General features: G+C 40.3%; 20 protein-coding genes. 11 read left to right on the top strand and 9 right to left on the bottom strand.

Going from position 1 to position 23,812, the window contains the following annotated elements; all coding sequences use genetic code 11:
* Nucleotides 1–248: 248 nt before the first annotated feature.
* From KTI79_RS05035 to phnX, 7 genes are all read left to right on the top strand, one after another.
* Nucleotides 249–971, top strand: a complete 723-nt coding sequence (locus KTI79_RS05035) for a UTRA domain-containing protein (protein ID WP_002048349.1) — start codon at nucleotides 249–251, stop codon at nucleotides 969–971.
* A gap of 90 nt (nucleotides 972–1,061) precedes the next feature.
* A complete protein-coding gene (locus KTI79_RS05030) occupies nucleotides 1,062–2,099 on the top strand; it encodes a putative 2-aminoethylphosphonate ABC transporter substrate-binding protein (RefSeq protein ID WP_086375739.1) in 1,038 nt (345 codons plus the stop codon).
* A gap of 22 nt (nucleotides 2,100–2,121) precedes the next feature.
* The gene (locus KTI79_RS05025; RefSeq protein WP_032053597.1) at nucleotides 2,122–3,324 is read left to right on the top strand and encodes an ABC transporter ATP-binding protein; all 1,203 of its coding nucleotides are present in this window, start codon (nucleotides 2,122–2,124) and stop codon (nucleotides 3,322–3,324) included.
* Nucleotides 3,318–5,027, top strand: a complete 1,710-nt coding sequence (locus KTI79_RS05020) for a putative 2-aminoethylphosphonate ABC transporter permease subunit (protein ID WP_032053599.1) — start codon at nucleotides 3,318–3,320, stop codon at nucleotides 5,025–5,027. Before KTI79_RS05025 ends, KTI79_RS05020 begins: the two co-directional genes overlap by 7 nt.
* A gap of 102 nt (nucleotides 5,028–5,129) precedes the next feature.
* A complete protein-coding gene (locus tag KTI79_RS05015; protein ID WP_032053600.1) occupies nucleotides 5,130–6,284 on the top strand; it encodes a TIGR03364 family FAD-dependent oxidoreductase in 1,155 nt (384 codons plus the stop codon).
* Nucleotides 6,285–6,310: 26 nt separating this feature from the next.
* Nucleotides 6,311–7,498 carry a 2-aminoethylphosphonate--pyruvate transaminase gene (gene phnW / locus KTI79_RS05010; RefSeq protein WP_086375738.1) on the top strand — a complete coding sequence of 396 codons (1,188 nt, stop codon included), beginning with the start codon at nucleotides 6,311–6,313 and terminating at the stop codon, nucleotides 7,496–7,498.
* A 27-nt stretch (nucleotides 7,499–7,525) separates the two neighbouring features.
* Entirely contained in the window at nucleotides 7,526–8,341 is an 816-nt protein-coding gene (gene phnX, locus KTI79_RS05005) for a phosphonoacetaldehyde hydrolase (protein WP_032053602.1), read from the top strand.
* A gap of 223 nt (nucleotides 8,342–8,564) precedes the next feature.
* Here the strand turns inward: phnX and KTI79_RS05000 are convergent, their stop codons facing one another.
* Together KTI79_RS05000 and KTI79_RS04995 are read right to left on the bottom strand one after the other, a co-directional pair.
* A complete protein-coding gene (locus tag KTI79_RS05000; RefSeq protein WP_086375737.1) occupies nucleotides 8,565–9,815 on the bottom strand; it encodes an MFS transporter in 1,251 nt (416 codons plus the stop codon).
* A gap of 61 nt (nucleotides 9,816–9,876) precedes the next feature.
* Nucleotides 9,877–11,028, bottom strand: a complete 1,152-nt coding sequence (locus tag KTI79_RS04995) for an acyl-CoA dehydrogenase family protein (RefSeq protein WP_032053605.1) — start codon at nucleotides 11,026–11,028, stop codon at nucleotides 9,877–9,879.
* A 331-nt stretch (nucleotides 11,029–11,359) separates the two neighbouring features.
* On the opposite strand from KTI79_RS04995, the gene KTI79_RS04990 reads away from it, so the two are divergent.
* Complete coding sequence (locus tag KTI79_RS04990; protein ID WP_032053606.1) at nucleotides 11,360–12,577, top strand: CaiB/BaiF CoA transferase family protein; 1,218 nt, start codon at nucleotides 11,360–11,362, stop codon at nucleotides 12,575–12,577.
* 186 nt (nucleotides 12,578–12,763) lie between these two features.
* A complete protein-coding gene (locus KTI79_RS04985; RefSeq protein ID WP_000996082.1) occupies nucleotides 12,764–13,609 on the top strand; it encodes an IclR family transcriptional regulator in 846 nt (281 codons plus the stop codon).
* A 65-nt stretch (nucleotides 13,610–13,674) separates the two neighbouring features.
* Here KTI79_RS04985 and KTI79_RS04980 read toward each other — a convergent pair whose 3' ends face one another.
* Nucleotides 13,675–14,484, bottom strand: a complete 810-nt coding sequence (locus KTI79_RS04980; RefSeq protein WP_032053607.1) for an enoyl-CoA hydratase — start codon at nucleotides 14,482–14,484, stop codon at nucleotides 13,675–13,677.
* 230 nt (nucleotides 14,485–14,714) lie between these two features.
* Here KTI79_RS04980 and KTI79_RS04975 point away from each other — a divergent pair, with 230 nt between their 5' ends.
* Complete coding sequence (locus KTI79_RS04975; RefSeq protein WP_032053608.1) at nucleotides 14,715–15,686, top strand: NAD(P)H-dependent flavin oxidoreductase; 972 nt, start codon at nucleotides 14,715–14,717, stop codon at nucleotides 15,684–15,686.
* Nucleotides 15,687–15,745: 59 nt separating this feature from the next.
* Here the strand turns inward: KTI79_RS04975 and KTI79_RS04970 are convergent, their stop codons facing one another.
* From KTI79_RS04970 to KTI79_RS04945, 6 genes are all read right to left on the bottom strand, one after another.
* Nucleotides 15,746–16,918, bottom strand: coding sequence for an MFS transporter (locus tag KTI79_RS04970; protein WP_032053609.1), 1,173 nt, complete (start codon nucleotides 16,916–16,918; stop codon nucleotides 15,746–15,748).
* Nucleotides 16,919–16,981: 63 nt separating this feature from the next.
* A complete protein-coding gene (locus tag KTI79_RS04965; protein WP_000081480.1) occupies nucleotides 16,982–17,824 on the bottom strand; it encodes an IclR family transcriptional regulator in 843 nt (280 codons plus the stop codon).
* Between the two features lie 109 nt (nucleotides 17,825–17,933).
* Entirely contained in the window at nucleotides 17,934–19,139 is a 1,206-nt protein-coding gene (locus KTI79_RS04960) for a 3-oxoadipyl-CoA thiolase (protein WP_032053610.1), read from the bottom strand.
* A 14-nt stretch (nucleotides 19,140–19,153) separates the two neighbouring features.
* Nucleotides 19,154–20,677 carry a 3-hydroxyacyl-CoA dehydrogenase gene (locus tag KTI79_RS04955; RefSeq protein ID WP_143224994.1) on the bottom strand — a complete coding sequence of 508 codons (1,524 nt, stop codon included), beginning with the start codon at nucleotides 20,675–20,677 and terminating at the stop codon, nucleotides 19,154–19,156.
* A 61-nt stretch (nucleotides 20,678–20,738) separates the two neighbouring features.
* On the bottom strand, nucleotides 20,739–21,500 hold the full coding sequence (locus KTI79_RS04950) for an SDR family oxidoreductase (protein WP_032053611.1): 762 nt from the start codon (nucleotides 21,498–21,500) through the stop codon (nucleotides 20,739–20,741).
* A 29-nt stretch (nucleotides 21,501–21,529) separates the two neighbouring features.
* On the bottom strand, nucleotides 21,530–22,318 hold the full coding sequence (locus KTI79_RS04945; RefSeq protein ID WP_032053612.1) for an enoyl-CoA hydratase: 789 nt from the start codon (nucleotides 22,316–22,318) through the stop codon (nucleotides 21,530–21,532).
* 311 nt (nucleotides 22,319–22,629) lie between these two features.
* Between KTI79_RS04945 and KTI79_RS04940 the strand changes: the two genes are divergently transcribed.
* Nucleotides 22,630–23,784: an acyl-CoA dehydrogenase family protein gene (locus tag KTI79_RS04940; protein ID WP_032053613.1), complete on the top strand. Its 1,155-nt coding sequence runs from the start codon at nucleotides 22,630–22,632 to the stop codon at nucleotides 23,782–23,784.
* Nucleotides 23,785–23,812: the final 28 nt, after the last annotated feature.

Here is a 23,812-nt window from a genome sequence, read left to right as displayed (position 1 = left end):
AAAAAGTGTCTAACTAAATATGATGTAATGGCTATGCCATGCCGTTTTTTCTTGATGAAAAAATGAGCTAAGGAAAGTTTTGCGAAGCCATTGTAGGCGTGAACACACGATTTTTTTATGAAAAAATGAATTGGGAAAAGCGGGGAATAGGACGCGTTTTGCTTAAAAGATCAGCATTAATAAAAGCTTTTGTCACATTTTTTCAGTATATTGCTATTAATTTCTTTATTTATAAATTCTAAGTTTGTATGGAACAGGACCAAGCTCGCATACCTAAATATATTCCTATCCGCGATGCAATTGCCCATGATATTGAATCTGGCGTATTAGAAGCCCACGCAAAACTCCCTTCGGAAAGAGTGCTTTCTGAACAATTCCAAACTACTCGCGTGGCTGCGCGTGAAGCTTTGCTGGCTTTGGAAACCGATGGTTTGATTTATCGTTTAGACCGCCGTGGTTGGTATGTTCGTTCTCCTCGTATTATTTATCACCCGCAATCGACAAAAAACTTTAATCAGTTTGTGATTGAACAAGGCTATGAACCTTCGACAGAAGTGATTTCGAGTGAACTGACTCAGGCCACTTCTTGGGATGCTAAGCATTTAAAAGTTGAAAAAGGGCATCCGATTTATTCGGTTTGGCGACGTCGTTGTATTAATGGACGACCTGTTTTGGTTGAGCATTTACGAGTGAATGCCGAACTTTTTCCTGAGTTTTTAACTCATGATCTCAAGCAATCCATTACTTTACTGATGGCAAATCAATATGACTGCCATATCACCAGAGCTGACATTAACCTCTATCCAACCGCTTTATCGGAACAACAGGCAAAAGCACTTCATGTCAATGTGGGTGCGCTCGGTTTATATATTTGCCGTAGCAATAGAAATGAAGAGGGCGTGATTACCGATGTTGACCAAGAATATTGGCTACACGATGTTTTAGATTTGCACTTCGAAGCGCGAGCATAAAAATTAATCTGGTTTAAACCAGATTAATTAAACTGTCATATAAAGCTGCTGAAATACGATCATCAAATAATTGCATTCGATGGATTGCAGATGAAACAGTATCTTCAACAGACAATTAAACTCGGTACTGCATCAGTTTTAGGTGTAGTAGTTGCTATTCAAATGGGATGTTCATCAGCAACATCAAAACAATCAGAAGAAATTACAGTCTATACGGCAGTGGAAGCCGACCAGCTTAAACAGTACCAAGAAGAATTACACAAAGCCTATCCAGAGCTAAAAGTAAAATGGGTACGTGATTCAACAGGTGTGATCACTGCTAAACTTTTGGCAGAGCAGAAAAACCCACAAGCGGATGTGGTTTTTGGTGTGGCTTTAACTAGTTTGCTGGTCATGGAAAAAAAAGACATGCTTGAGTCTTTTAAACCTGAAGGCGTCCAAAATTTAAAACCAGAATTTGTAAGCCAAAAATCTGTACCAACGTGGACGGGTATGGATGCATGGGAATCTGCAATTTGTGTCAATAAAGTCGAATTAGAAAAACGTAAGTTACCGATTCCAAAAACTTGGAAAGATTTAACCAACCCCATTTATAAAAACTTGATTGTGATGCCAAATCCAGCTTCGAGTGGCACAGGCTATTTAGATGTCACGGCTTGGATGCAAATATGGGGCGAAAAGCAGGCATGGGACTATATGCAGGCTTTGGATAAAAATATTTCACAATATCCTCATTCTGGTTCAAAACCTTGCAAGATGGCAGCACAGGGCGAAATCCCAATTGGTGTTTCTTTTGGTTATCCGGCATTTAAGTTAAAAGCAGAGGGTGCGCCTTTAGAAGTGGTTTATCCAAGTGAAGGGTTAGGCTGGGAAATGGAAGCCTCAGCAATTGTGAAAGGAACCAAGAAATTAAGTAGTGCACAAAAATTTATAAATTGGTCGGTAAGCAAAGCGGCAAACGAAGCCTATGCCCATAACTTTTCAATGGTGGCCTATAAAGGCATTGAAAATACCACCATGGACTTCCCGAAAAAACTCCCCCAAATGCTTGTGAAAAATGATTTTTATTGGGCGGCCGAGCAGCGTGAACGTATTTTGGCTGAATGGTCAAAGCGTTTTGAAAAGTGATCTTTTAGATAAGGGCCTCATTATGCAAATACCTTCGTCATTGCAATCATCGCTGCTAGGTCAAAACCAAAAGAGCGAGTTAGCAGGGCATTTATTGTCGACCTTAACGACCTATAAATATCCTGAACATGGCCCCTCAGTTTTAGAAGTGATGGATATTCAAAAAAAATTCCAACACTTTCAGGCCCTAACGCATATTAATTTAGACCTGAAAGCGGGCGAGTTCGTGAGCTTTTTGGGACCTTCTGGATGCGGTAAAACCACATTGCTACGCATAATTGCGGGTCTAGAAAAACCTGATTATGGAAAGGTTATAAAAAAGGGCGCAGACATTACGTTGCTCAGTGCTGAAAAACGTCACTGTGGCATTGTGTTTCAGAACTATGCGTTATTTCCAAACTTAAATGTAGAAGAAAATATTACCTTTGGCTTAGATAAAAAGAAATGGGATAAGGCACAGCGTAGCCAACGAGTTCAGCAATTATTAGAGCTGATTGAATTACCTGATATTGCTAAAAAATATCCAAATCAATTGTCGGGTGGGCAGCAGCAACGTGTTGCGCTTGCTCGGGCAATTGCGCCGAAGCCTGATATTTTACTGCTGGATGAACCATTGTCTGCACTCGATGCTCAGGTACGTCTAAACCTAAGACAGAAGATCCGTTCGATTCAATCGCAGCTTAACTTGCCAACGATTATGGTCACGCACGATCAAGAAGAAGCCTTAAGCATTTCTGACCGTGTTGTGGTGATGAATCATGGCGTCATTGAGCAAATTGATACGCCGCACAATATTTACTACAAGCCACAAACCCAATTCGTTGCCAAGTTTATTGGCACCATGAATTTTTTAAAAGCCACTTGCGCTGTACCGAATCAGCTCGAGGTTTTGGGTTTTATTCCTCTAACTTGGGAGCAGCAAAAACTTAAAGCTGGGCAAAATTACAGCATTGGTTTTAGACCCGAAGCTGTCGAGTTAGTTGATGATTTTGGCAGTGATAGAGAGTCTTTTTATTTGCCAGTTAAAGTATTAAGCACTGAATTTTTAGGCGCAAAACGCCGTTTGTTTTGCACTATTTATATCGATGGAATTGAGCAGGCAAAGCACCTTTTGCAAATTGAAATTGAAAATACCAAGTTCAAATCTTTGCAAGAACTCATGTTTATAAAAGTGCCTAATCAGCTCATTCATGTCTTTGACGAACAAGGGTACGCACTATGTTAAATGAAGCTGCTTCAGCGGTTTTAAAAACACAGCCGCATCGAAAAACTGAATATTCATTAAGAACAAATATTGCTTTGGCTATGGTCGCAATCGCTTTGACTTTAGCGATTATTGCACCTTTAATGATGCTATTCGAAACTGCATTTTTTGATGAAAATCAAAACTTTATTGGTCTTGAAAATTTTTATAAATATTTTGCAAGTCCAGCTTTACTCAGCTCTGTATTTAACTCGGTGTGGGTTGCTTGTGCTGCTACTGTCATTACAGTATTGCTTGCCAGTATTTATGCTTTTGCACTCACCAATGTAAATATAAAAGGCAAAGGCTTCTTTAAACTGGTGGCTTTTTTACCGATTTTAGCGCCATCACTTTTGCCTTCTTTGGCATTGGTTTATTTATTTGGTAAGCAAGGTGTGTTTAAACCTTTGCTGGGCGATATACAAATTTATGGTCCAATCGGTATTTTAATCAGTTACTGCTTTTGGCTATTTCCAGCAATTTTAATGTTGATGATGGTGTCTTTTCGCAGTGTCGATCAGCGTTTAATTGAGGCATCTTTGTCGCTGGGTAAAAATATCTGGAAGACGCATTATCACGTCACACTACCTGCAATTCGTTATGGACTCATCAGCGCAAGTCTAGTGGCTTTTATTTATGTGCTGACCGATTTTGGGATTCCGAAAGTCATTGGCGGTTCATTTAATATGATGGCGCTTGATGTCTATAAACAGATTATTGGTCAACAAAACATGAGCATGGGTGCGGTCATTTCCATCTTGTTATTGCTACCAGCAGTTTTTGTGTTCATTTTCGACCGTATACAAAGCAAGCGGCATGCACGGTTTCAAGCCTTTCAGGCTAAACCTTATGTTTCAGCATCGAATAAAAAACTTGAAGTCGTTCTGAGCATATTTTGTAGCTTGGTTTCAGCTACGATTTTACTGATTATCTTTACGGCTGTGCTGGCTTCATTCATTCAGTCTTGGCCTTATGATTTGTCTTTGACCTTAGCACATTATAGTTTTGAATATGTCGATGGTGGTGGTTGGGCGGCGTACTTTAACTCGGTTCGCATGGCACTCTTTAGTACGGTTTTTGGAACAGCACTGATTTTTATGGTGGCACTATTAACCGAACGTTTTAAGGCACACCCATTCATTAAAAACTATGTGCAAGCTTTGGTTTTATTACCTCTTGCCGTGCCGGGATTGGTGCTAGGTATTGCCTACATTTTGTTTTTTAACCAGCAAAGTAACCCATTAAATGTGCTGTATGGAACCATGACTATTTTGGTGATTTCAACCATTGTGCATTATTACACCGTGCCACACCTCACTTTAACCAATGCCATTAAACAAATTCCGCTACAGCTCGATCAGGCAGCACAAACTTTAGGAACATCGAAGTGGAAAACCTTTTGGAAAGTGTATTTGCCAATGTGTTTTCCAGCGCTATGCGATGTATCGGTCTATATTTTTGTCAATGCCATGACCACTGTGTCGGCTGCCATTTTCTTGTATTCACCAGACACCAGTTTAGCTGCGGTAGCTGTTTTAAATATGGATGATGCGGGAGACACGGTTGCTGCTGTTGCCATGAGTATTCTCATTTTGACGACCTCATGTGTTGTAAAACTCATTCACTGGTTATTTACCCGAAAAATTATGGCAAGAAGTCAGCAATGGCGTGAAAGCGCTCACTAAGTTTTAGCTAAACACAATTTTTATTTAACCGACTGAAATGAAAATGCTTTGTTCAACAAGGCAAGGGCCTATTCATCCTAAATTTCGCAAATTGGAAGTCTTATGAATAACGCACAGTTTGATTTAATTGTTGTCGGCGCCGGTATTTTAGGTTTGTCCGCTGCCATACAAGCGCAAGAACAAGGCTTAAAAGTTTGTATCTTCGAGAAAAATGCCAAACCTGTGGGAGCAACTCGCTGTAATTTTGGCATGGTCGGAACATCGACATTAACCCATCCAGAGCAACAGTGGCGAAAGTACGCCCTTGAAACGCGTTCTTTTTATCAACGCATTCAGGCTGAAACTGATATTTCATTTGCTCAAAGACAAGGTGTATATCTGGCAAACACTGCACTTGAATGGCAGGTTTTAAATGAGTTTGCCGAGCGTGCAAATAACTATCAAATTCCAGTTCATTTGCTAAAGCATGATGAACTGGTCACCCAATTTTCTTATTTAAATCCTTCGCAGCAGTTTCAAGGCGGTTTGGTTTTTGAAGAAGACTATTCGGTCGAACCGCATGTGATTGGGCAGCGACTGTTGGCATATGCCGAAAGAAACGGCGTAAAGATTTATACCAATGCCTGTGTTGTTCAAACCCAATATCAGAAGGAAAGTTGTCAGGTTCGTTTGGCAAGTGGCGAGGCATATCGGGCAAATAAAGTTTTGATCTGTCAGGGTGAAGTCATCGATGTTTTATATCCAGATCTTTTACAAAGTTTGAATCTGAAACGTTGTGGTTTGCAAATGGCCCTGACTCAACCGTTTCACCAAAACTTAAATGCTTCTCTTTATTCAGGCTTATCTATTTCACGTTATCCGGCTTTTGAAATTTGCCCAAGTCATGCCGAGCTGGTTAAAGCATCACAACAAGGTTTCATTAAAGAATTCGGTATTCACATTCTGATTAAACAAAACGAGTTTGGCGAACTGATCGTAGGCGATAGTCACGAATATCATTCGATTAATGAAGCGCCTCAGTTCGAGCAACGCGAAGAGATTAATGAGTTTATTCAAACGTACTGCCACGAAAAACTAGGGCTGACTTTACCTCCAATTCAAAAACGTTGGAATGGTTATTACCTGACCCATGAACATGAGTTGGCCTGTGTCGCTGAAGCTGAAAAAAATATCTTTCTGGTGAGTGCGATTGCTGGCAAAGGCATGACTACAGGGGCTGGCTTTATGAAAGAAATATTAGAACAAAATATTTACTAGTTTGTCATCTGGTTTAAACCAGATTGATGTATATTGAAATGAACGCGAAAGAAATGAGTAACATTATGAACATGCAACCCCAACTCGATATGGACTTAGAGAACAAGTATTTGCTTCTTACTCCAGGACCATTATCAACATCGGCAACAGTACGCCGTGCCATGCAAAAAGATTGGTGTACTTGGGACCAAGAATACAACTCGCTGGTACAAGATATTCGCTCTCGTCTAGTCAACTTAGCAACCAGCCAACCTGAAAAATATACGGCTGTGTTAATGCAAGGCAGTGGAAGTTTTGCTGTGGAGTCTGTGCTTGGGTCAGCTATTCCGCGTGATGGCAAAATCTTGATTATCAATAACGGCGCATACGGTGCACGTATGGTGCAAATGGCATGTTGTCTAAATATTGAAGTTGTAGAACTGAACTATTTAGAAACCCAAACACCAGATTTACAAGAAATTGAGCACGTTTTAAAAGATAAAACCATTAGCCATGTTGCTTGTGTGCACTGTGAAACCACCACAGGAATTTTAAATCCGATTCAAGACATTGGCCGTTTAGTTAAAGCAGCAGGAAAAATCTGGATTGTAGATGCCATGAGTTCATTCGGTGGTGTGCCCATGGATATCGCAGAGCTTGAAATTGATTTCCTGATTTCAAGCGCGAATAAATGTATTCAAGGTGTTCCAGGCTTTGGTTTTATTTTGGTAAAGCGTAATTGCCTAGAAGTATGTAAAGGTTTAGCTCGTTCGGTCAGCCTCGATTTGTATGATCAGTGGAACACGATGGAGCAGTATAACGGTAAATGGCGTTTTACCTCGCCAACCCATGTGGTACGTGCTTTTTATCAAGCCTTGCTTGAGCTTGAGGCAGAAGGCGGAGTTGCTGCACGTTATCAACGTTACTTACAAAACCAACAAACCTTATCGCAAGGTATGCAACAACTGGGCTTTGAGTTGGTACTTAGTGAAGAGTGCCCACAATCGCCCATCATTACCACTTTTCTTTACCCAACAGCCGAGACATTTAGCTTTCAGTCATTTTATGAAACGCTGAAAAAAGCAGGCTATGTGATTTATCCGGGTAAAGTCACTGACCTTAACTGCTTCCGTATTGGCAATATTGGCGAAGTTTATATTCATGACATTGAAGGACTTCTTGCTGCGATTGCGAGCTACTGCGAAAACCACCTAAACCAAGCTGTAACAGCATAATTTTTATTAAATTAAGGGGAATACATAATGACAACCAATAATACACAAATTCAGGCTGTGGTTTTTGACTGGGCAGGTACAACTGTAGATTTTGGCTCACGTGCACCAATTTTGGCTTTTATGGCTTTATTTAAAGACAATAAAGTTGAAATTACGGTTGAAGAAGCGCGTGCCCCAATGGGTTTAGAGAAACGTGATCATATTGCAGCAGTTTTAAAAATGCCGCGTGTAGCGGCGGCATGGCAGGAAGTATATAGGCAAGCTGCAACTGAAGCAGATATTGATCGTTTATATAAAGACTTTATTCCGTATCAGTTAAATTCTATTCCAACATGTTCTGCTTTAATTCCGGGAGCATTGGAAACGTTTGAAAATATTAAAAAGCGTGGTGCAAAAATTGGGAGTAACACTGGTTATGCGTCCATGATGATTGGCCGCTTGGTCAAAGATGCTGCCGATCAGGGCTATCGACCAGACTGTATTGTTACTGCAAGCGACGTGAAATATGGCCGTCCATATCCTGAAATGCTATGGAAGAACTTAATTCAACTCGACGTATCTGATATCAAAACCGTTGTAAAAGTAGATGATACTGTGGTGGGAATTGACGAAGGTTTAAACGCAGGGTGCTGGACAGTAGGACTTGCAGTTAGTGGTAATGAAGTCGGTTTAAGCTATGAAGAGTGGAGTGCATTATCGACCGATGAACAGATTATTCTAAAAGATAAGGCATACCAAAAAATGAATGCGTCTGGGGCTCATTACGTCATTGATAGTGTTGCTGATTTGCCAAATGTTTTAGATGATATTGAACGCCGTTTGGGGCAAGGTGAACGACCTTAAACAAATGTTTAGGTCTATATTTTTTTAAGCTTAGCTCCCTTGGGAGCTAAGCTTACCTAAAAAATTAAAATGAAGAGTAATAAACTCCACATATGGGGAAATAAAGAGTAACTTTGAAGAGTAAATTCCTTATTTCCTGCTAACCATCTAAAACACATGTTTAGATCGTTAGACCATCAATCCTATAGTCATATGACCTATAGGATTTTTTGTGATGGATCTTTTACGACTTTTGAGGGTCATATAATTTTTCTTTAATGAATAGGGCTGGTATCACACCACAAATCAGGTAGGCAGCGCCCATCACGACAAAACCTAACCCAATTGAGCCGCCAGAGGCTAAGAAACCAATCGTTGCAGGGGCTAATGCAGCGCCTAAACGACCGACGTTATAAGCACCGCCAATAGCTGTACCGCGGATTGCTGTTGCAAAGCTTTCGGTCATGTAGGTTGCATTTACGCCATACGGGATGCCGTAGAGGAAACCAAAGGTCACCAGTAAATATAGAATGTTGCTTGGCGAGTTATAAAACACAATTAAAGGTAGGAAAATAGCAGTGCCGATTGCACCAAAGGCATAAGTAAAACGACGTCCTAATTTATCGGCCATCATGCCCGCAAGAACTTTACCCAAAATCATCGCGGTATATGTACCTACCATATAAGCGGTCATTTCCTTAAACTTCATACCGAGTTCACTTTCTAGATATGAAGGCATCCAGTTATTTACACCATAATAGCCAAACTGTAAGAAGCCAGCTGTTAAAGCCCATAAGATAAACATATTACGGTTTCGTTTATCTTGGAAAATAAGCTTAAATGCCGAGGTTTTTTGAGCATTCTGAGCCACGACTGGTTGTTGTAGTCGAGACTTTTGCCATGCTTCTGGTTCGGGTACAAGCACATGCATGAGAACAGCAATAATGACGGGAATAATCGCAATATAAAACAACATGCGCCAACCATGATCAGGAATAATCCAACCTGCAAGCAAGGTCGCAACAATATAGCCGACGGTCCAGCCAGCTTGTAGCGTGCCTAGTACTGTGGTGCGATAACGGGTTGGGACATATTCGGCCATGAGGGTATTACAGGCGATATAAAGTGAACCCAAACCCAGTGATGCAAAAAATCTTAAAATACCAAACTGAAGAAAGCTTTGGGTGAAACCTAAGCCACAGGTGAGGAGCGAGAAAGTTAAAATAGAAATAACAACAATGCGCACGCGACCAAATTTATCGCATGCCCATCCCCCAAAAATTCCACCAACAGCCATACCTGCCAATGTAAAACTGCCAAGCATACCTGCTTGTACTGAACTTAATCCAAAATCTGCCTTAATACTATTTAAGCTATAAGACAGTAGCATCAAATCTGCACCATCTACCAATAGCGCCAGAAATGCAAAAATAAATGCTATTTTCCACGTATGAGGCTGTATACGAGAAAGACCTTCTTTGTAATTTGTAGCCATAATCCATTACCTACATTTGATAAAAAGCACTTCAAGTCGTTTTAAAGTGCTTAAAATTTGATTAAGACGCAGCGCGAATCATGTTTCGGGCAATAATCACTTGTTGAATTTGAGTGGTCCCTTCATAGAGACGGAACAAACGAACATCTCTATAAAAACGTTCAATGGCATATTCACTGATATAGCCCGCACCGCCGTGAATTTGTACGCAGCGATCAGCAACGCGGCCACACATTTCGGTTGCAAACATTTTTGCGCAAGAAGCTTCGGTGCTAACGTTTTGTCCTGCATCGCGTAGGCGTGCAGCGTCTAAGACCATACATTTAGCGGCATAAATTTCAGCTTTTGAGTCCGCAAGCATGGCTTGAATGAGTTGAAATTCGGCAATCGGTTGTCCAAATTGCTTGCGTTCGATGGCGTAATTTAAAGAATCGTCTAGCATTCGTGTTGCTGCACCGACACTCAAAGCCGCAATATGCAAACGGCCTTTATCGAGTACTTTCATGGCCGTTTTAAAACCAACACCTTCAACACCACCAATGAGTGCGGAGGCAGGAATACGACAATTTTCAAAAATGACGTCACAGGTATGGGCGCCTTTTTGCCCCATTTTTTTATCGCGTTTGCCAAGAGAAATGCCCGGAGTTTGGCTATCGACAATAAAAGCAGAAATGCCGCCAGCACCTTTAATGTCAAAGTTTGTGCGTGCCATGACTGTAAATACACCAGCATGAGGTGCATTGGTAATAAAGCGTTTGGTGCCGTTTAACACATAAAAATCGCCATCTTTTACTGCACTGGTTTTTAAAGATGCCGCATCAGAACCTGCATCCGGTTCGGTTAAGCAAAAAGAGCTGATCACTTCACCACGTGCTAAACGCGGTAAGAAAAAGGATTTTTGTGCTTCGGTTCCATCAATAATCAGGCCACTTGAGCCAATGCCATTATTGGTTCCAATCAGAGAGCGAAAAGCAGGAGAGGTACGGCCTAATTCAAAAGCGACATAGACCTCTTCTTCCATCGTTAGGCCAAGACCTTCGTATTCTTCAGGAATGGTTAAACCAAATAAACCTAGAGCTTTCATTTGCTCAACAATATCTTGAGGAATTTCATCCGTTTCAGCGACTTCATTCTCATGAGGAATTAATATACCTTCAACAAATTGTCGAATCATATCAACAAGTTGATCTAAGGTTTCCTGATCTCGAATCATAGTCTCGTCCTTTTACTACATGCAGAAAACATCAATGTGATGTTCGTAAAATCACCAATATTTGAAGCGATAGTAATCAAAGGACGAACGCAAAACAATATATTTTGAAAATTAATTTCGCAATGCGATACTTTGTTATTGATTTATGTTTGGCTAATTTATTGATTTATTTAAGCTATATTTTCTTATAAAAAATCATTATTTTTGGTGGAAAATTAAAGTTTGATTTTTTAAAAGAGCTGTGTATATTAAAAATATATATCGCTATGCGAAATTTTAAATGGATAAATTTTCCAATAGGAAATAAGTCACAAAATATAGTGGGATAAAGATGGGTGCTTTAAATGGAATTCGGGTGCTTGACTTAAGTCGGGTATTGGCTGGGCCTTGGTGTGGACAGATTCTTGCCGATTTAGGGGCAGAAGTAATTAAGATTGAAAGACCAAAAGTTGGTGATGACACTCGTTCTTGGGGACCACCTTGGATGAAAGATGACTCAGGCCAAGACACTCAAGAAGCTGCTTATTATCAGTCTACCAACCGCAATAAACTATCTGTTGCTATCGACATTGCCAGTTCTGATGGCCAAGAATTGATTAAAGCCCTTATTCAAGACACCGATGTCGTGATTGAAAACTACAAAGCGGGTTCTTTAAAAAAATACGGTTTGGACTATGAGTCTTTATCTGAGATTAACCCTAAACTGGTGTATTGCTCGATTACAGGTTTTGGTCAAAATGGCCCAAGAGCAGAGGAACCCGGTTATGACTTTATTATTCAGGGCATGGGCGGGCTTATGTCAGTCACGGGTGAGCGTGATGATTTGCCGGGTGGTGGTCCACAAAAAGTAGGTGTTGCATTTTCTGACTTAGCCACAGGACTTTATTCTACGATTGCCATACAGGCTGCTTTACTCAACCGACATGTGACAGGTTTAGGCCAATACATTGATATGGCTTTGCTTGATGTTCAAATTGCCACAATGGCAAATCAGGGAATGAATTATTTGTCATCAGGAAATATCCCTAAGCGTTATGGCAATGCACACGCTAATATTGTGCCTTATCAAGTGTTCAAAGCTTCTGACCGTGATTTTATTATCGCGTGTGGAAATGACACTCAGTTTATTCAACTCTGTCGAAGTATTGGTTTACCCGATTTACCAAATGATGCACGTTTTGCTCGAAATGCGGACCGAATCAAGCATCGTGATGAAATTATCGGAATTTTACAAACTCACTTTTTAACAAAAACAGCAGATGAATGGGTCGATGCAATCTATGCGGCTAAAGTTCCCGTCGGTGTGATTAATAACTTGGAACAAGCTTTTCAAGAACCGCAAGTAATTGCTCGAGAAATGCTGGTCGAGATGAATCATCCTCAACGTAAAAAACTGAAGGTAATTGGGTCACCAATCAAACTTTCTAGAACACCCGTTGAATACAAAACAGCACCGCCGCTGCTGGGAGAACATACGCAGGCGGTTTTAGGTCGAGTGGTTTCTTCAGACAAGTTAGCCGAGCTTAAAGAAAAGGGCGTAATTGGATAATTGATTTAAAAGCGGAAGGTTAAAATTATATTTAAAATCAGAAAATAAAATATTTAATCTTTCGCTTTAATGAGTTAAATGAAGTTATCTTTTAGATGCAGACTCGGATGTTTGCTCTTTTGCTATTTATAGAAAAAATAGATTATAATTTTCGCAGTGCGAAACAAAATATGGATTGGTATGACAATGAACGATGCAGTAGATGCAGAACAGACAGAAAAATTATTAGCGCCGTTAAGGCATGAATTATTACATCCGATTGAAGATATGCAGGATGAAAATGATCGCCAATTTATTACTGCATTAGCACGTGGTTTAGAGCTATTACGTTGTTTTACACCGAAGCATCAACATTTGGGCAACCAAGAGCTTGCTCAGATGACAGGTTTGCCAAAACCAACCATTACTCGCCTCACACATACCTTGTCGCGTTTGGGCTATATCAAACAAGTACCTAACTCAAGCAAATTTCAGCTTTCAGTAGGAGTTCTTGCTTTTGGTTATTCGATGCTGTCTAACGTATCGATTCGCTCTATTGCTCATCCATATATGAAAAATTTGGCAGACTATGCTGGCGCTGCTGTTGCAATGGCAACACGCGATCGACTGAATATGATTTACCTTGATGTGGTGCAAGGCAAAGGCAATATGACCATGCGTCGTCAAGTTGGAACTTATTTACCGATTCATTTAAGTTCGATGGGGCGTGCATGTTTAGCGGCAATGCCTGAAGATGAGCGAGAGTTTTTACTTGATGCCATTCGTAGCAAGCACAAAGAAGACTGGATCAAAATTAACCGTGATCTAGACAAAGCTTTTAAAGACTACCAAGATTTTGGATATTGTTTTTCAATCGGTGAATGGCATAAAGATGTAAATTCGGTTGCAGTCCCACTTATTCATGAACAACATGGTTTGCTGGTGTTCAACTGTGGTGGCCCAAGCTTTATTATGAACCGTGAAAAGCTTGAAGAAGATATTGCACCGCGTCTTTTACACATGGTGAATAATATTCGTACCGAGATTAGCTAAACCTATTTGATTTATTTATAAAAGCCAGCTTTGATCTTCAATGCTGGCTTTTTAGTGGGTGAGTTTTAGGCTGTTTGGCTGTGAAAGTTCGGTTTCCGTTTTTCTTTGAAAGCATTTAATGCTTCTTTAAACTCGGAACCCTGTAAACAACGCGAGAAAATAGTCGACTCATGATCAATACGATTGAGTAGATCATCGATTGGCATATCTCTTAGTAACTTTTTACTCAGTTGTAAGGCTTGGCTTGGTTTCTGAGCTAATTTGATTGCCACATCTTCAACTACTTGATCCAGCTCAGTGGCTTCAAATATTTCATTTACCAGACCATAATTTTTTGCCTGTTCTGCCGAAAACTTTTCACCGAGTAAAATAATTTCCGAAGCTCGAGCAAAACCCAATAATCTTGGCAAGATGTAACTTGACCCCGCTTCAGGTACAAGTCCCAAATTCACAAAGGGGAATTGGAAAATAGAGTTTTGGCTTGCATACACAAGGTCACAATGTAGAAGCATAGTGCTGCCAATACCAATTGCCACACCATTTACTTTAGCAATAATCGGTTTTGGAAACGTTGCTAAGCTTTTTAAGAAAACAATTGATGCGGGTGGTTTTGAACTTGATGCGTCGCGTTTTTCAAATGCATTGACATCATTACCACTGGTAAACGAAGAACCTTCACCAGCAAGCACAACGACATGAACATCTTGATTAGTTGCAGCTTGATCTAATGCCTGACTTAAAGCTGCATACATTTCATAATTAATTGCATTCTTTTTAGTGGGATTACTCATGGTGAGCGTTAGTATATTTCTATCAAAATATTCATGAATTGTGCCTGTTTTAAGCTGGTTTTGAGTTTTGTTGTTCTGCTCCATGATTCATTCCTTTAAATAACTTTCTGTCTAAAAATTAAACTTATTAAAATAATGCTATCGAAAAATAATTCCGTTATCAATTATTTTGTTTTATATTGTGGTATGGAATTTTGTATTGTGAAATTTTTACTTTAAGTCATTTTAAATGATGATAAGATTTATGTGTAAATAAGCATCTAGCTCTGCGAAGGAAATGAGAAGCTAGCTATAAAACAGTGAGTGGGAATAATATGAAGACCAAAATTACAGAACTATTTGAAATCGAGCATCCAATTATTCAAGGTGGTATGCATTATGTTGGTTTTGCAGAGCTTGCTGCTGCGGTTTCGAACGCGGGCGGGTTGGGCATTATCACTGGCCTGACTCAGCGTACGCCTGAAAATTTGGCAAAAGAAATTGCGCGTTGCCGTGAAATGACTGATAAGCCTTTTGGGGTAAATTTAACCTTTTTACCTACGGTGAATACCCCTGATTATCCGGGTTTTGTAGAGGCAATTATTAAAGGTGGCGTAAAGATTGTAGAAACAGCAGGGCGTAATCCTGAACAGGTGATGCCATATTTAAAGGCTGCTGGCATTAAAGTAATTCACAAATGTACTTCGGTTCGACATAGCTTAAAAGCGCAACAAATTGGATGTGATGCGGTTTCTGTAGATGGTTTCGAGTGTGGTGGTCACCCCGGTGAGGATGACGTGCCAAATATGATTTTATTGCCTTTAGCAGCCGATGCATTAGACATCCCGTTTGTTGCTTCAGGTGGTATGGCAGATGGGCGCTCACTCGCTGCTGCTTTAGCGATGGGAGCCGATGGAATTAATATGGGCACGCGCTTTATTGCGACTCAGGAAGCTCCCGTACATGCAAATGTGAAGCAGGCGATTTTAAATGCAACTGAACGAGATACGCGTTTAATTATGCGTGCTTTGCGAAATACTGAACGTGTTATGAATAATGCTGCTGTAGAAAAAATCGTGGCAAAAGAAAAAGCGCTCGGTGATAACATTAAGTTTGAAGATATTATTGAAGAAGTTGCTGGGGTTTATCCAAAAGTCATGATTGATGGCGATGTTAATGCTGGCGCATGGTCATGTGGGTCGGTAGCTAGCTTGATTCATGATATTCCGACATGCGATGAACTGGTTAGCCGAATTGTCAAAGAGGCAGAAGATATTATTCGCGGACGCTTATTAGGACTTTTATAGGATTTATCCTCGCTTCTATAACTCATTATTAGCCTAATTTATATACATCAGCACAAGTTTTAATTGTGCTGATTTTTTGCATCACGCACACAATAATAAAGACATACAACGGCAAAAATTAAGCCTAAAATACAGACACCTGTCCAACCGTAGTGTTTCCAAGCATAACTTCCTACCTTTGTTCCTAAAGCGCCGCCAGCAAAATAACCCGTCATATAAATCGCATTAAACCGTGAGCGTAATTCTTGATTAAGTTTAAATACAATACTTTGGTTGGTGACATGCACAGCAGAAAGAGAAGCGTAGAGAATAAGTAAGGCAATAATATAAAAAGCAAAATGGTAGGGTAAAAGTGAAAAAAGAATCCAACTTAAAATAAGGCCAATGCCGCAATAAATTGAAATTTTATGGATATAGCCTTGGTCAATAAATTTGCCTGAGAAATTGGCAACGAACGTTCCTAACACGCCAACAAAACTGAAAAGGCCAATGGTAAAGTCGCTAAAAAAATAGGGTGCTGGAGCCAAAAGCAACGACATGGTGGTAAAAGTTAAACTTACACAAGCAAATGTAAAACCACCAATATAAGTTCTGGTTCTTAACCGTCGATTTTGAATAAAAATCTGTGGTAAAGAACGAATAGTTTTTACATAGTTTTCAGATTTAGTCGGTGGAAATAACCCAATATTACGATGCAAAATAATGGCAATGATGAGTAACAGAAAACCACTGACCAGATAAATAATATTCCATGCAAAAAGCGTAGACATCAGCCCTGAAAGGGAACGGGCGAGTAAAACCCCCATCATCAGACCACTCAGAAGAAAGCCAACGACACGGCCGCTTTGTTGAATTGGAACCAGACTTGCAGCAAGTGGTAACAACAGTTGGGCTGCACTAGAAAATAGACCAGTAATGATAGTGCCAAGCAGCAAAAGATAAATATTGTGCGAAAAACCGCTAATAATTAATCCACTTGAAGCCAATAACATAAAGATAAATAGCAGCTTGCGCTTTTCTAATATGTCACCCAACGGCATTAAAAAGAGTAAACCACATGCGTAGGTGATTTGGGCTAGAGTGGGCACCCATGCTGTAGTTGTTTCAGTTAAATCTAGGCTTACACTAATTGAATGAATAAGTGGCTGACTAAAATAATTTCCACCTGTACAAATGCCTGCGGCAATCGTCATTAAAATAATGGTTGGGGTATAGAGTGCGTTTTTCATCATGCCTTAGTCATAATGAAAGTGGACCTTTAATCAACACAACCATGACTCTTTTAAGTACGGTTATTAGTGCGTTTCATTCAAGGCATCTTGAATATTGTGCACCATGTGGATTAAACGTGGTCCAATTTCACCTTCAAGTTTTTCCGGATTTAAATGAAAACTTGGCGCACCACAGTTAAAAACATAAAGACCGTGTTTCGAGCTGACCAAAGGTACAGCCACCGAGTTCACTTCTTTATGCCACTCACCTAACGACAAACAATATCCATAATCTTGATAATCACGGAAAGCTCTTTCTAATGAGCGTTTTATGGCTGGCCAGTTTTCTGGATTTTTTTGTTTCAATGCATCAAGTAGAAAGTTGCGCTCACGTTCAGGGGTCGCAGCTAAACATGCTCGTCCCATTGAACTACTATGAATTGGCAAAGTCGAACCAATTGGACGGCGCATATTTAAGGCTGTTTCAATTTGCACAACATCGATATACACCATATTTAAGCGGTCACGCGTTGCCATTGCTACAGGCGCTTGTACATACTGACTCATCTCTTCCATATATTGATGAGCAATATTACGTATCGAGATGTTAGATAAAGCTGCATATCCTAAAGATAAGACACCAATATCTAGTGTGTATTTAGTCGAGTTAGGCAATTGTTTTAAATAGCCTAATGACACAAGGGTATTAGTAATACGTGCAATAGTCGGTTTAGGTAAACCTGTCATTTTTGCTAATTCTTGGTTGCCAAGCACCTGATTATTTGCAGAAAAGCATCTTAAAAGTTCTAAACCGCGCGCTAAAGAAGCAATAAATTGCGGGTTATTTTCCCGATGTATATGCGAAATAGGATCTAAACGTATCTCATCAAAATTTATTGGTTTTTCAGTTTCCGTGTTTTGAGACATTCGATCCTCAAATATAATTAAAGCAATAGTTTTGCCATTATATTTCGCTCTGCAAAATAAATCCATTCATCACTGCGCTGTTGTGATGAATGGATATCGGGTTCAATAGTTATGAAACGTTTTCAATCACCATCGCAAGACCTTGACCTACACCAATACATAGGCTCACCACGGCATATTTCTTCTTACGGCGAATTAACTCGCGCGCTACTGTTAACGCAAGACGAGCGCCTGAAGCACCAAGTGGATGACCAACAGCAATTGCACCACCGTTCGGGTTTACACGTGGGTCATTAAAATCAACATTTAAGCCTTTTAAACAAGATAAAACTTGTGAAGCAAAGGCTTCATTAATTTCAATAATATTCATGTCATCTAAAGTAAGGCCAGCACGCGCAACTGCTTTTTTAATGGCTTCGATCGGGCCTGCACCCATAATGCGTGGTTCAATACCCGCAGCCGCGGCTGATAAGATTTTTGCCATTGGTTTTAGGCCATATTTTTGACCGGCAGCTTCTGAACCAATCAAAAGTGCTGCTGCACCGTCGTTAATCCCTGAGGCATTACCAGCTGTAACCACGCCACCTTCAAATAGAGGTTTTAACTTTGTGAGTGCTTCAACAGTTGAGCTTGGACGAGGGTGTTCATCTTCGGAAACGAGTTTAGGCGGTAATTTTTTGCCTTGGAAAACCTCAATTGGTGTAATTTCATCGGCAAAGAAACCTTCTTCTTTGGCTTTTTGATATTTGGCTTGTGATTGAGCTGCAAATAAATCAGCTTGCTCGCGGCTAATCCCAAACTCGGCCGCAACGTTATCGCCCGTTTCAGGCATTGAATGTCCGCCGTACTGAGCAATAATTTTTTTATTTGGAAAGCGAGAGCCAATGGTGGTGTCATAAATTTTTGCATCACGGCTATAAGCACTTTCCGCTTTACCCATCACGAAGGGAGCACGTGACATACTTTCTACACCACCTGCAATATACAGTTCGCCTTCACCACAAGTAATGGCACGTGCTGAGTCAATCACAGCGCCTAAACCACTCGCACATAGACGGTTTACTGTCTGGCCCGGTACAGTAACAGGTAACCCAGCAAGTAATAATGCATTTCGTGCCACATTACGACTGTCTTCACCCGCTTGGTTGGTATCGCCTAAAATAACATCTTCAATATCCGCGCCTGGTACACCTGTTTTTTCTAGTAGTTTTTGAATGACAGTTGCGGCCAAATCATCAGGACGAATTGAGGCAAGTTCACCTGCATGACGGCCAAATGGGCTACGTAAACCATCATAGATATATGCATTTAACATTGAGAAATTCCTTTTCAAGACTTGTGAGTAAAAGTAAGAGGTAAACGAAGTGCGACACGACGCTGTAACCACGGGCTAGGGCGGTAACGTGGGTCATGCGTAAGTGCTGTTATACGGTTTAGAATGAGTAAGATTTTTTCGCTACCGACTTGATCGCCCCATTCGATTGGGCCAAATGGATAGCCTAAGCCAAGACGTACGGCGGCATTAATGTCATCTACAGTGGCAACATTTTGCTGGGCAATATCACAGCCTAGATTAATCACCATCGATAAAACACGCTGAGCAACAAAGCCAATACTTTCATTAATCATGCTGACCAGATTTCCATCTAGATTGAAAATAGAATGAGCGGCTTGTCGGTATTCAGATTTAGTAATGAGTGAAGGCATCAAGGTGCGATGCTTTGCAATGCCATAAAGCATGTCTATAGCAACAGCATGTTCAGGGTTAACCCCTAAACGGGTCGCCGTTTGGGTTGTGTCTTCACCGTAACAAGCAAGTAAACATAAGCTATCTGTTTGTGGTTCAGGGTTGGTGTCTAGGGCAATATTTTGCTGAGTTAAATAATCTTCGAGCTGTTTTTTATCGTCTAAGAAGTCGGCAGCGATCCAAACTTTTGGATATTGTGCTAAACGCTCTACAAACTTCGCAGGTTGTTCACCTGTTTTGGAACCGGTTTCATAGTTATAAAAACCTTGATTAACCTTACGTCCAAGTTGCTTGGCATCTAGCATTTGCTTGGTCAGCGGGTTCGGTTTGTAGCGGGCTTCTTCATAGTACTGATGATAAATCGATTCCATAACTGGATGAGAAACATCAAGGCCAGTTAAGTCCAATAATTCAAAAGGGCCCATTCTAAAACCAACGCCGTCACGTAAAATACGGTCAATTTCACTGATGTCACAGACGTTCTCGTTTAAAATTTTGAGCGCTTCTGTGCCATAAGCTCGACCCGCATGATTAATAATAAATCCAGGGGTGTCCTTCGCAACAACAGGGCGATGACCAAATGCGCGAGAAAGATCATTTAAGGCGTCAATAATAAGTGGGTCAGTTTTTAAACCACGAATGACTTCGACCACTTTCATGAGTGGAACTGGGTTAAAGAAGTGATAGCCCACAACCCGTTCAGGTTTTTTGCAGTTTGCCGCAATCGCTGTAATAGAAAGAGAAGAAGTATTCGAGGCTAAAATGGCATTTTCTGAAACAACGTCTTCAAGCTGCTGCATTAAGCTTTGTTTGATATCGAGACGTTCAATAATTGCTTCTACAATGAGGTCGCAATTTTTTAAATCTTCAATTTGATGAGCAACAATTAAATGGTTATTTGCTGCTGCTGCTTGCTCAGATGTAATTTTATTTTTATCGACTAACTTTTGAAATGTAGCAGCCAGTTTTTCTTTAGCCTGTTCTGCTGCACCTGCTTTGGCATCATATAAATAAGTGGTATGACCTGACTGTGCAGCAATTTGAGCAATACCACTGCCCATAATACCGACACCAATCACAGCCATGCTTTTAATATCATAAGTCATGTCGATCATCCTGATGATTAATCTATATTTGAAATTAAACGGAAAAATGGGGTTGGGTGATTTAGCTTAAGCACTGTTTATCACCATCAATGGGTAAGATTTGACCTGAAATTGAGCGACCGCTGTCTGACGCTAAAAATAGGCATAAATCTGCAATATGTTTTGGATTAACAAAATATTTGAGCGACTGATTTTTCAGTGCATTTTGGGTCACTTCTTCAAGTGAGGTATGCGCTACATCGGCACGGGCCTGTAATACGCGTTGAACCCGATCACCATCTACTGCACCCGGAAGAATGGCGTTAACTCGAATATTATCTGCACCGAGTTCCATAGAAAGCGTTTTGGTAAAACCGATCAGCCCCCATTTTGAAGTGGAATAGGCCAATCGATATGGATAGCCTAAGCGTCCGGCAATAGACGACATATTAATAATCACGCCTGCTTCTGCTCGTTTTAAATGTGGAATTGCTAACTGAGTAATTAAAAAAGTGCTATTCAGGTTTAAATTAATCACCGTGTTCCAATCTTCAAAACTTAGTTCATCTGCTGCAACGGTTGGACCTGAAATGCCTGTGTTATTGACTAAAATATCAATACTGCCAAGTTTCTGAACTGCATGACTAAACATGAGTTTAATTTGCTCATGATCAGCCAAATCACAGGTATATATATGTAGCTTTGGATAATCTTGTTGAAATTGTTCTAGGCTTTTAGCATTAATATCACAAACAAAAACTTCATCCTGATTGTTTAAAAATACCTCTGCAATACATCGTCCAATCCCTGAACCACCTGCACTAATTAATACTTTTCTGGCCATTTTCATTCCTTTGTTATTATGGTTTTAAATTATTTACCTTGATACGACGGCTTACGCTTTTCGATAAAAGCTTGAACGCCTTCATTTTTATCTTCGGTCGAAAACAGTAACTGGAATGCTTTTCGTTCTAGCGTTAAGCCTGCATTTAATGGAACATCTTCGCTCATTAGTGCAACTTCTTTAATTTGTTGCAGGGCAATCGGCGGCATTTTTGCGAGGCTTTGTGCCATTTGGATTGCAGTTGGAATAGTTTGGTCATCTTCTGTGACTTGTGAAACAAGACCAATCAAATAAGCTTCTTCGGCTTTCACCATGGCACTCGTCATAATCATGCGCATGGCATGGAATTTACCCACAGCACGGAATAAACGTTGTGTACCACCAGCACCCGGCATTAAACCAACTTTAATTTCTGGTTGACCAAAGGTTGCGCCTTTACCTGCAATAATAATGTCAGCATGCATTGCAAGTTCACAGCCACCCCCTAATGCATAACCATTTACAGCAGCAATCACAGGTTTAGGGCACTGAGCAATCGCATTCCAATAACGTTCGGTATGGCGCAATAACATTTCTGTTGAAGTTGCTGTTGCCATTTCTTTTAAATCTGCACCTGCGGCAAAGACTTCTTCACTACCTGTGAGCACAACCGCATTGATCTCATCGTTAAAACTTAATTCGGTAAAAGCTTGTGCTAGTTGTTTGCGAACTTCACCGTTTAAAGCATTTTTTGCTTCTGGGCGGTTAATTTTTACAATCGCTATTTTTTGAATAGAAAAGTCGACTTCTACGAAATTATTCCCTGTTGACACACTCATTTTTGAATTCCTTGTTTCGCATATCAAAACTATATTCCTTTTATGATGCTTATTTTGGAATTTATTTCAAGTCTTATTTCTTTTAACAGCGTAGTTATTATCTTTTAAAATATCTAAGTTATTGATATTGCGTAATGGTCTAATTTTAAATTTCGTTAAACGAAATTAATTTTCAAAAAAGCTTGAAATTTATATTTTTGTTCTCGTACTATGAAACACATCCGCAGTAAACAAGATTTAAAACATGGTATCCAGACTAGCTGGAGATGGCTGATGGGTACGATGGAAATACATAAAAAGGGAGATCACAGATGATCCGTGATGAAGGGATGTTGGAGCAGTTACTTTCAACAATTCGCGATTTTGTAAAAAATGAATTGATCCCTCGTGAAAACGAAGTGGTAGAGAAAGACAAAATTCCAGATGACATTGTGCAGCAGATGCGTGAGCTGGGTTTATTCGGCCTCACAATTCCTGAAGAATATGGTGGCCTAGGCATCACCATGGAAGAAGAAGTCAGAGTTGCATTTGAACTTGGACAAACTTCACCAGCTTTTCGTTCTTTAATTGGCACCAATAACGGGATTGGCTCAAGTGCAATTTTGATTGATGGCACAGAAGAGCAAAAGCAAAAATATTTACCTCGTTACGCAAGTGGCGAAATTATTGGATCATTCTGTTTAACCGAGCCTGAATCTGGCTCTGACGCTGCCTCTTTAAAAACCAGTGCAGTAAAAGATGGTGACTTTTATGTGTTAAACGGCACCAAACGTTTTATTACCAATGCGCCCCATGCTGCAACTTTTACCGTAATGGCGCGAACCAATCCTGAAATTAAAGGATCGGGTGGCATTTCAGCTTTTTTAGTTGAGGCGAATACGCCGGGCATTACGTTGGGCAAAATTGACCAAAAAATGGGGCAAAAGGGCTCACACACCTGTGATGTGATTTTTGAAAATTGCCGTGTACCTGCTTCTGCACTGATTGGTGGAGTAGAAGGTGTTGGTTTTAAAACGGCCATGAAGGTGCTTGATAAAGGGCGTTTGCACATTGGTGCCTATAGCGTGGGTGTTGCCGAACGTATGTTAAACGACGCATTGCACTATGCGATTGAGCGTAAGCAGTTTGGTCAACCTATTGCAAACTTTCAGCTTATTCAAGCCATGCTTGCCGACTCTAAAGCCGAGATTTATGCAGCTAAATGTATGGTTTTAGATGCAGCTCGCCGCCGTGACAATGGTGAAAACATTAGCACGGAAGCATCTTGCGCAAAAATGTTTGCGACTGAAATGTGTGGTCGTGTTGCTGACCGCTGTGTACAGATTCATGGTGGTGCAGGCTATATCAGTGAATATGCCATTGAGCGTTTTTATCGAGATGTGCGTTTGTTCCGTTTATATGAAGGAACTACGCAAGTTCAACAAATTATTATTGCTAAAAACATGATTAGGAAAGCTACAGCCTAATAAAAAATCAAATGCCATGAGGCATTGG

This window comes from Acinetobacter sp. WU_MDCI_Abxd143, from assembly GCF_025514195.1.
Classification (GTDB): Bacteria; Pseudomonadota; Gammaproteobacteria; order Pseudomonadales; family Moraxellaceae; genus Acinetobacter; species Acinetobacter pittii_H.
This window is presented reverse-complemented; position numbering and strand designations above follow the sequence as displayed.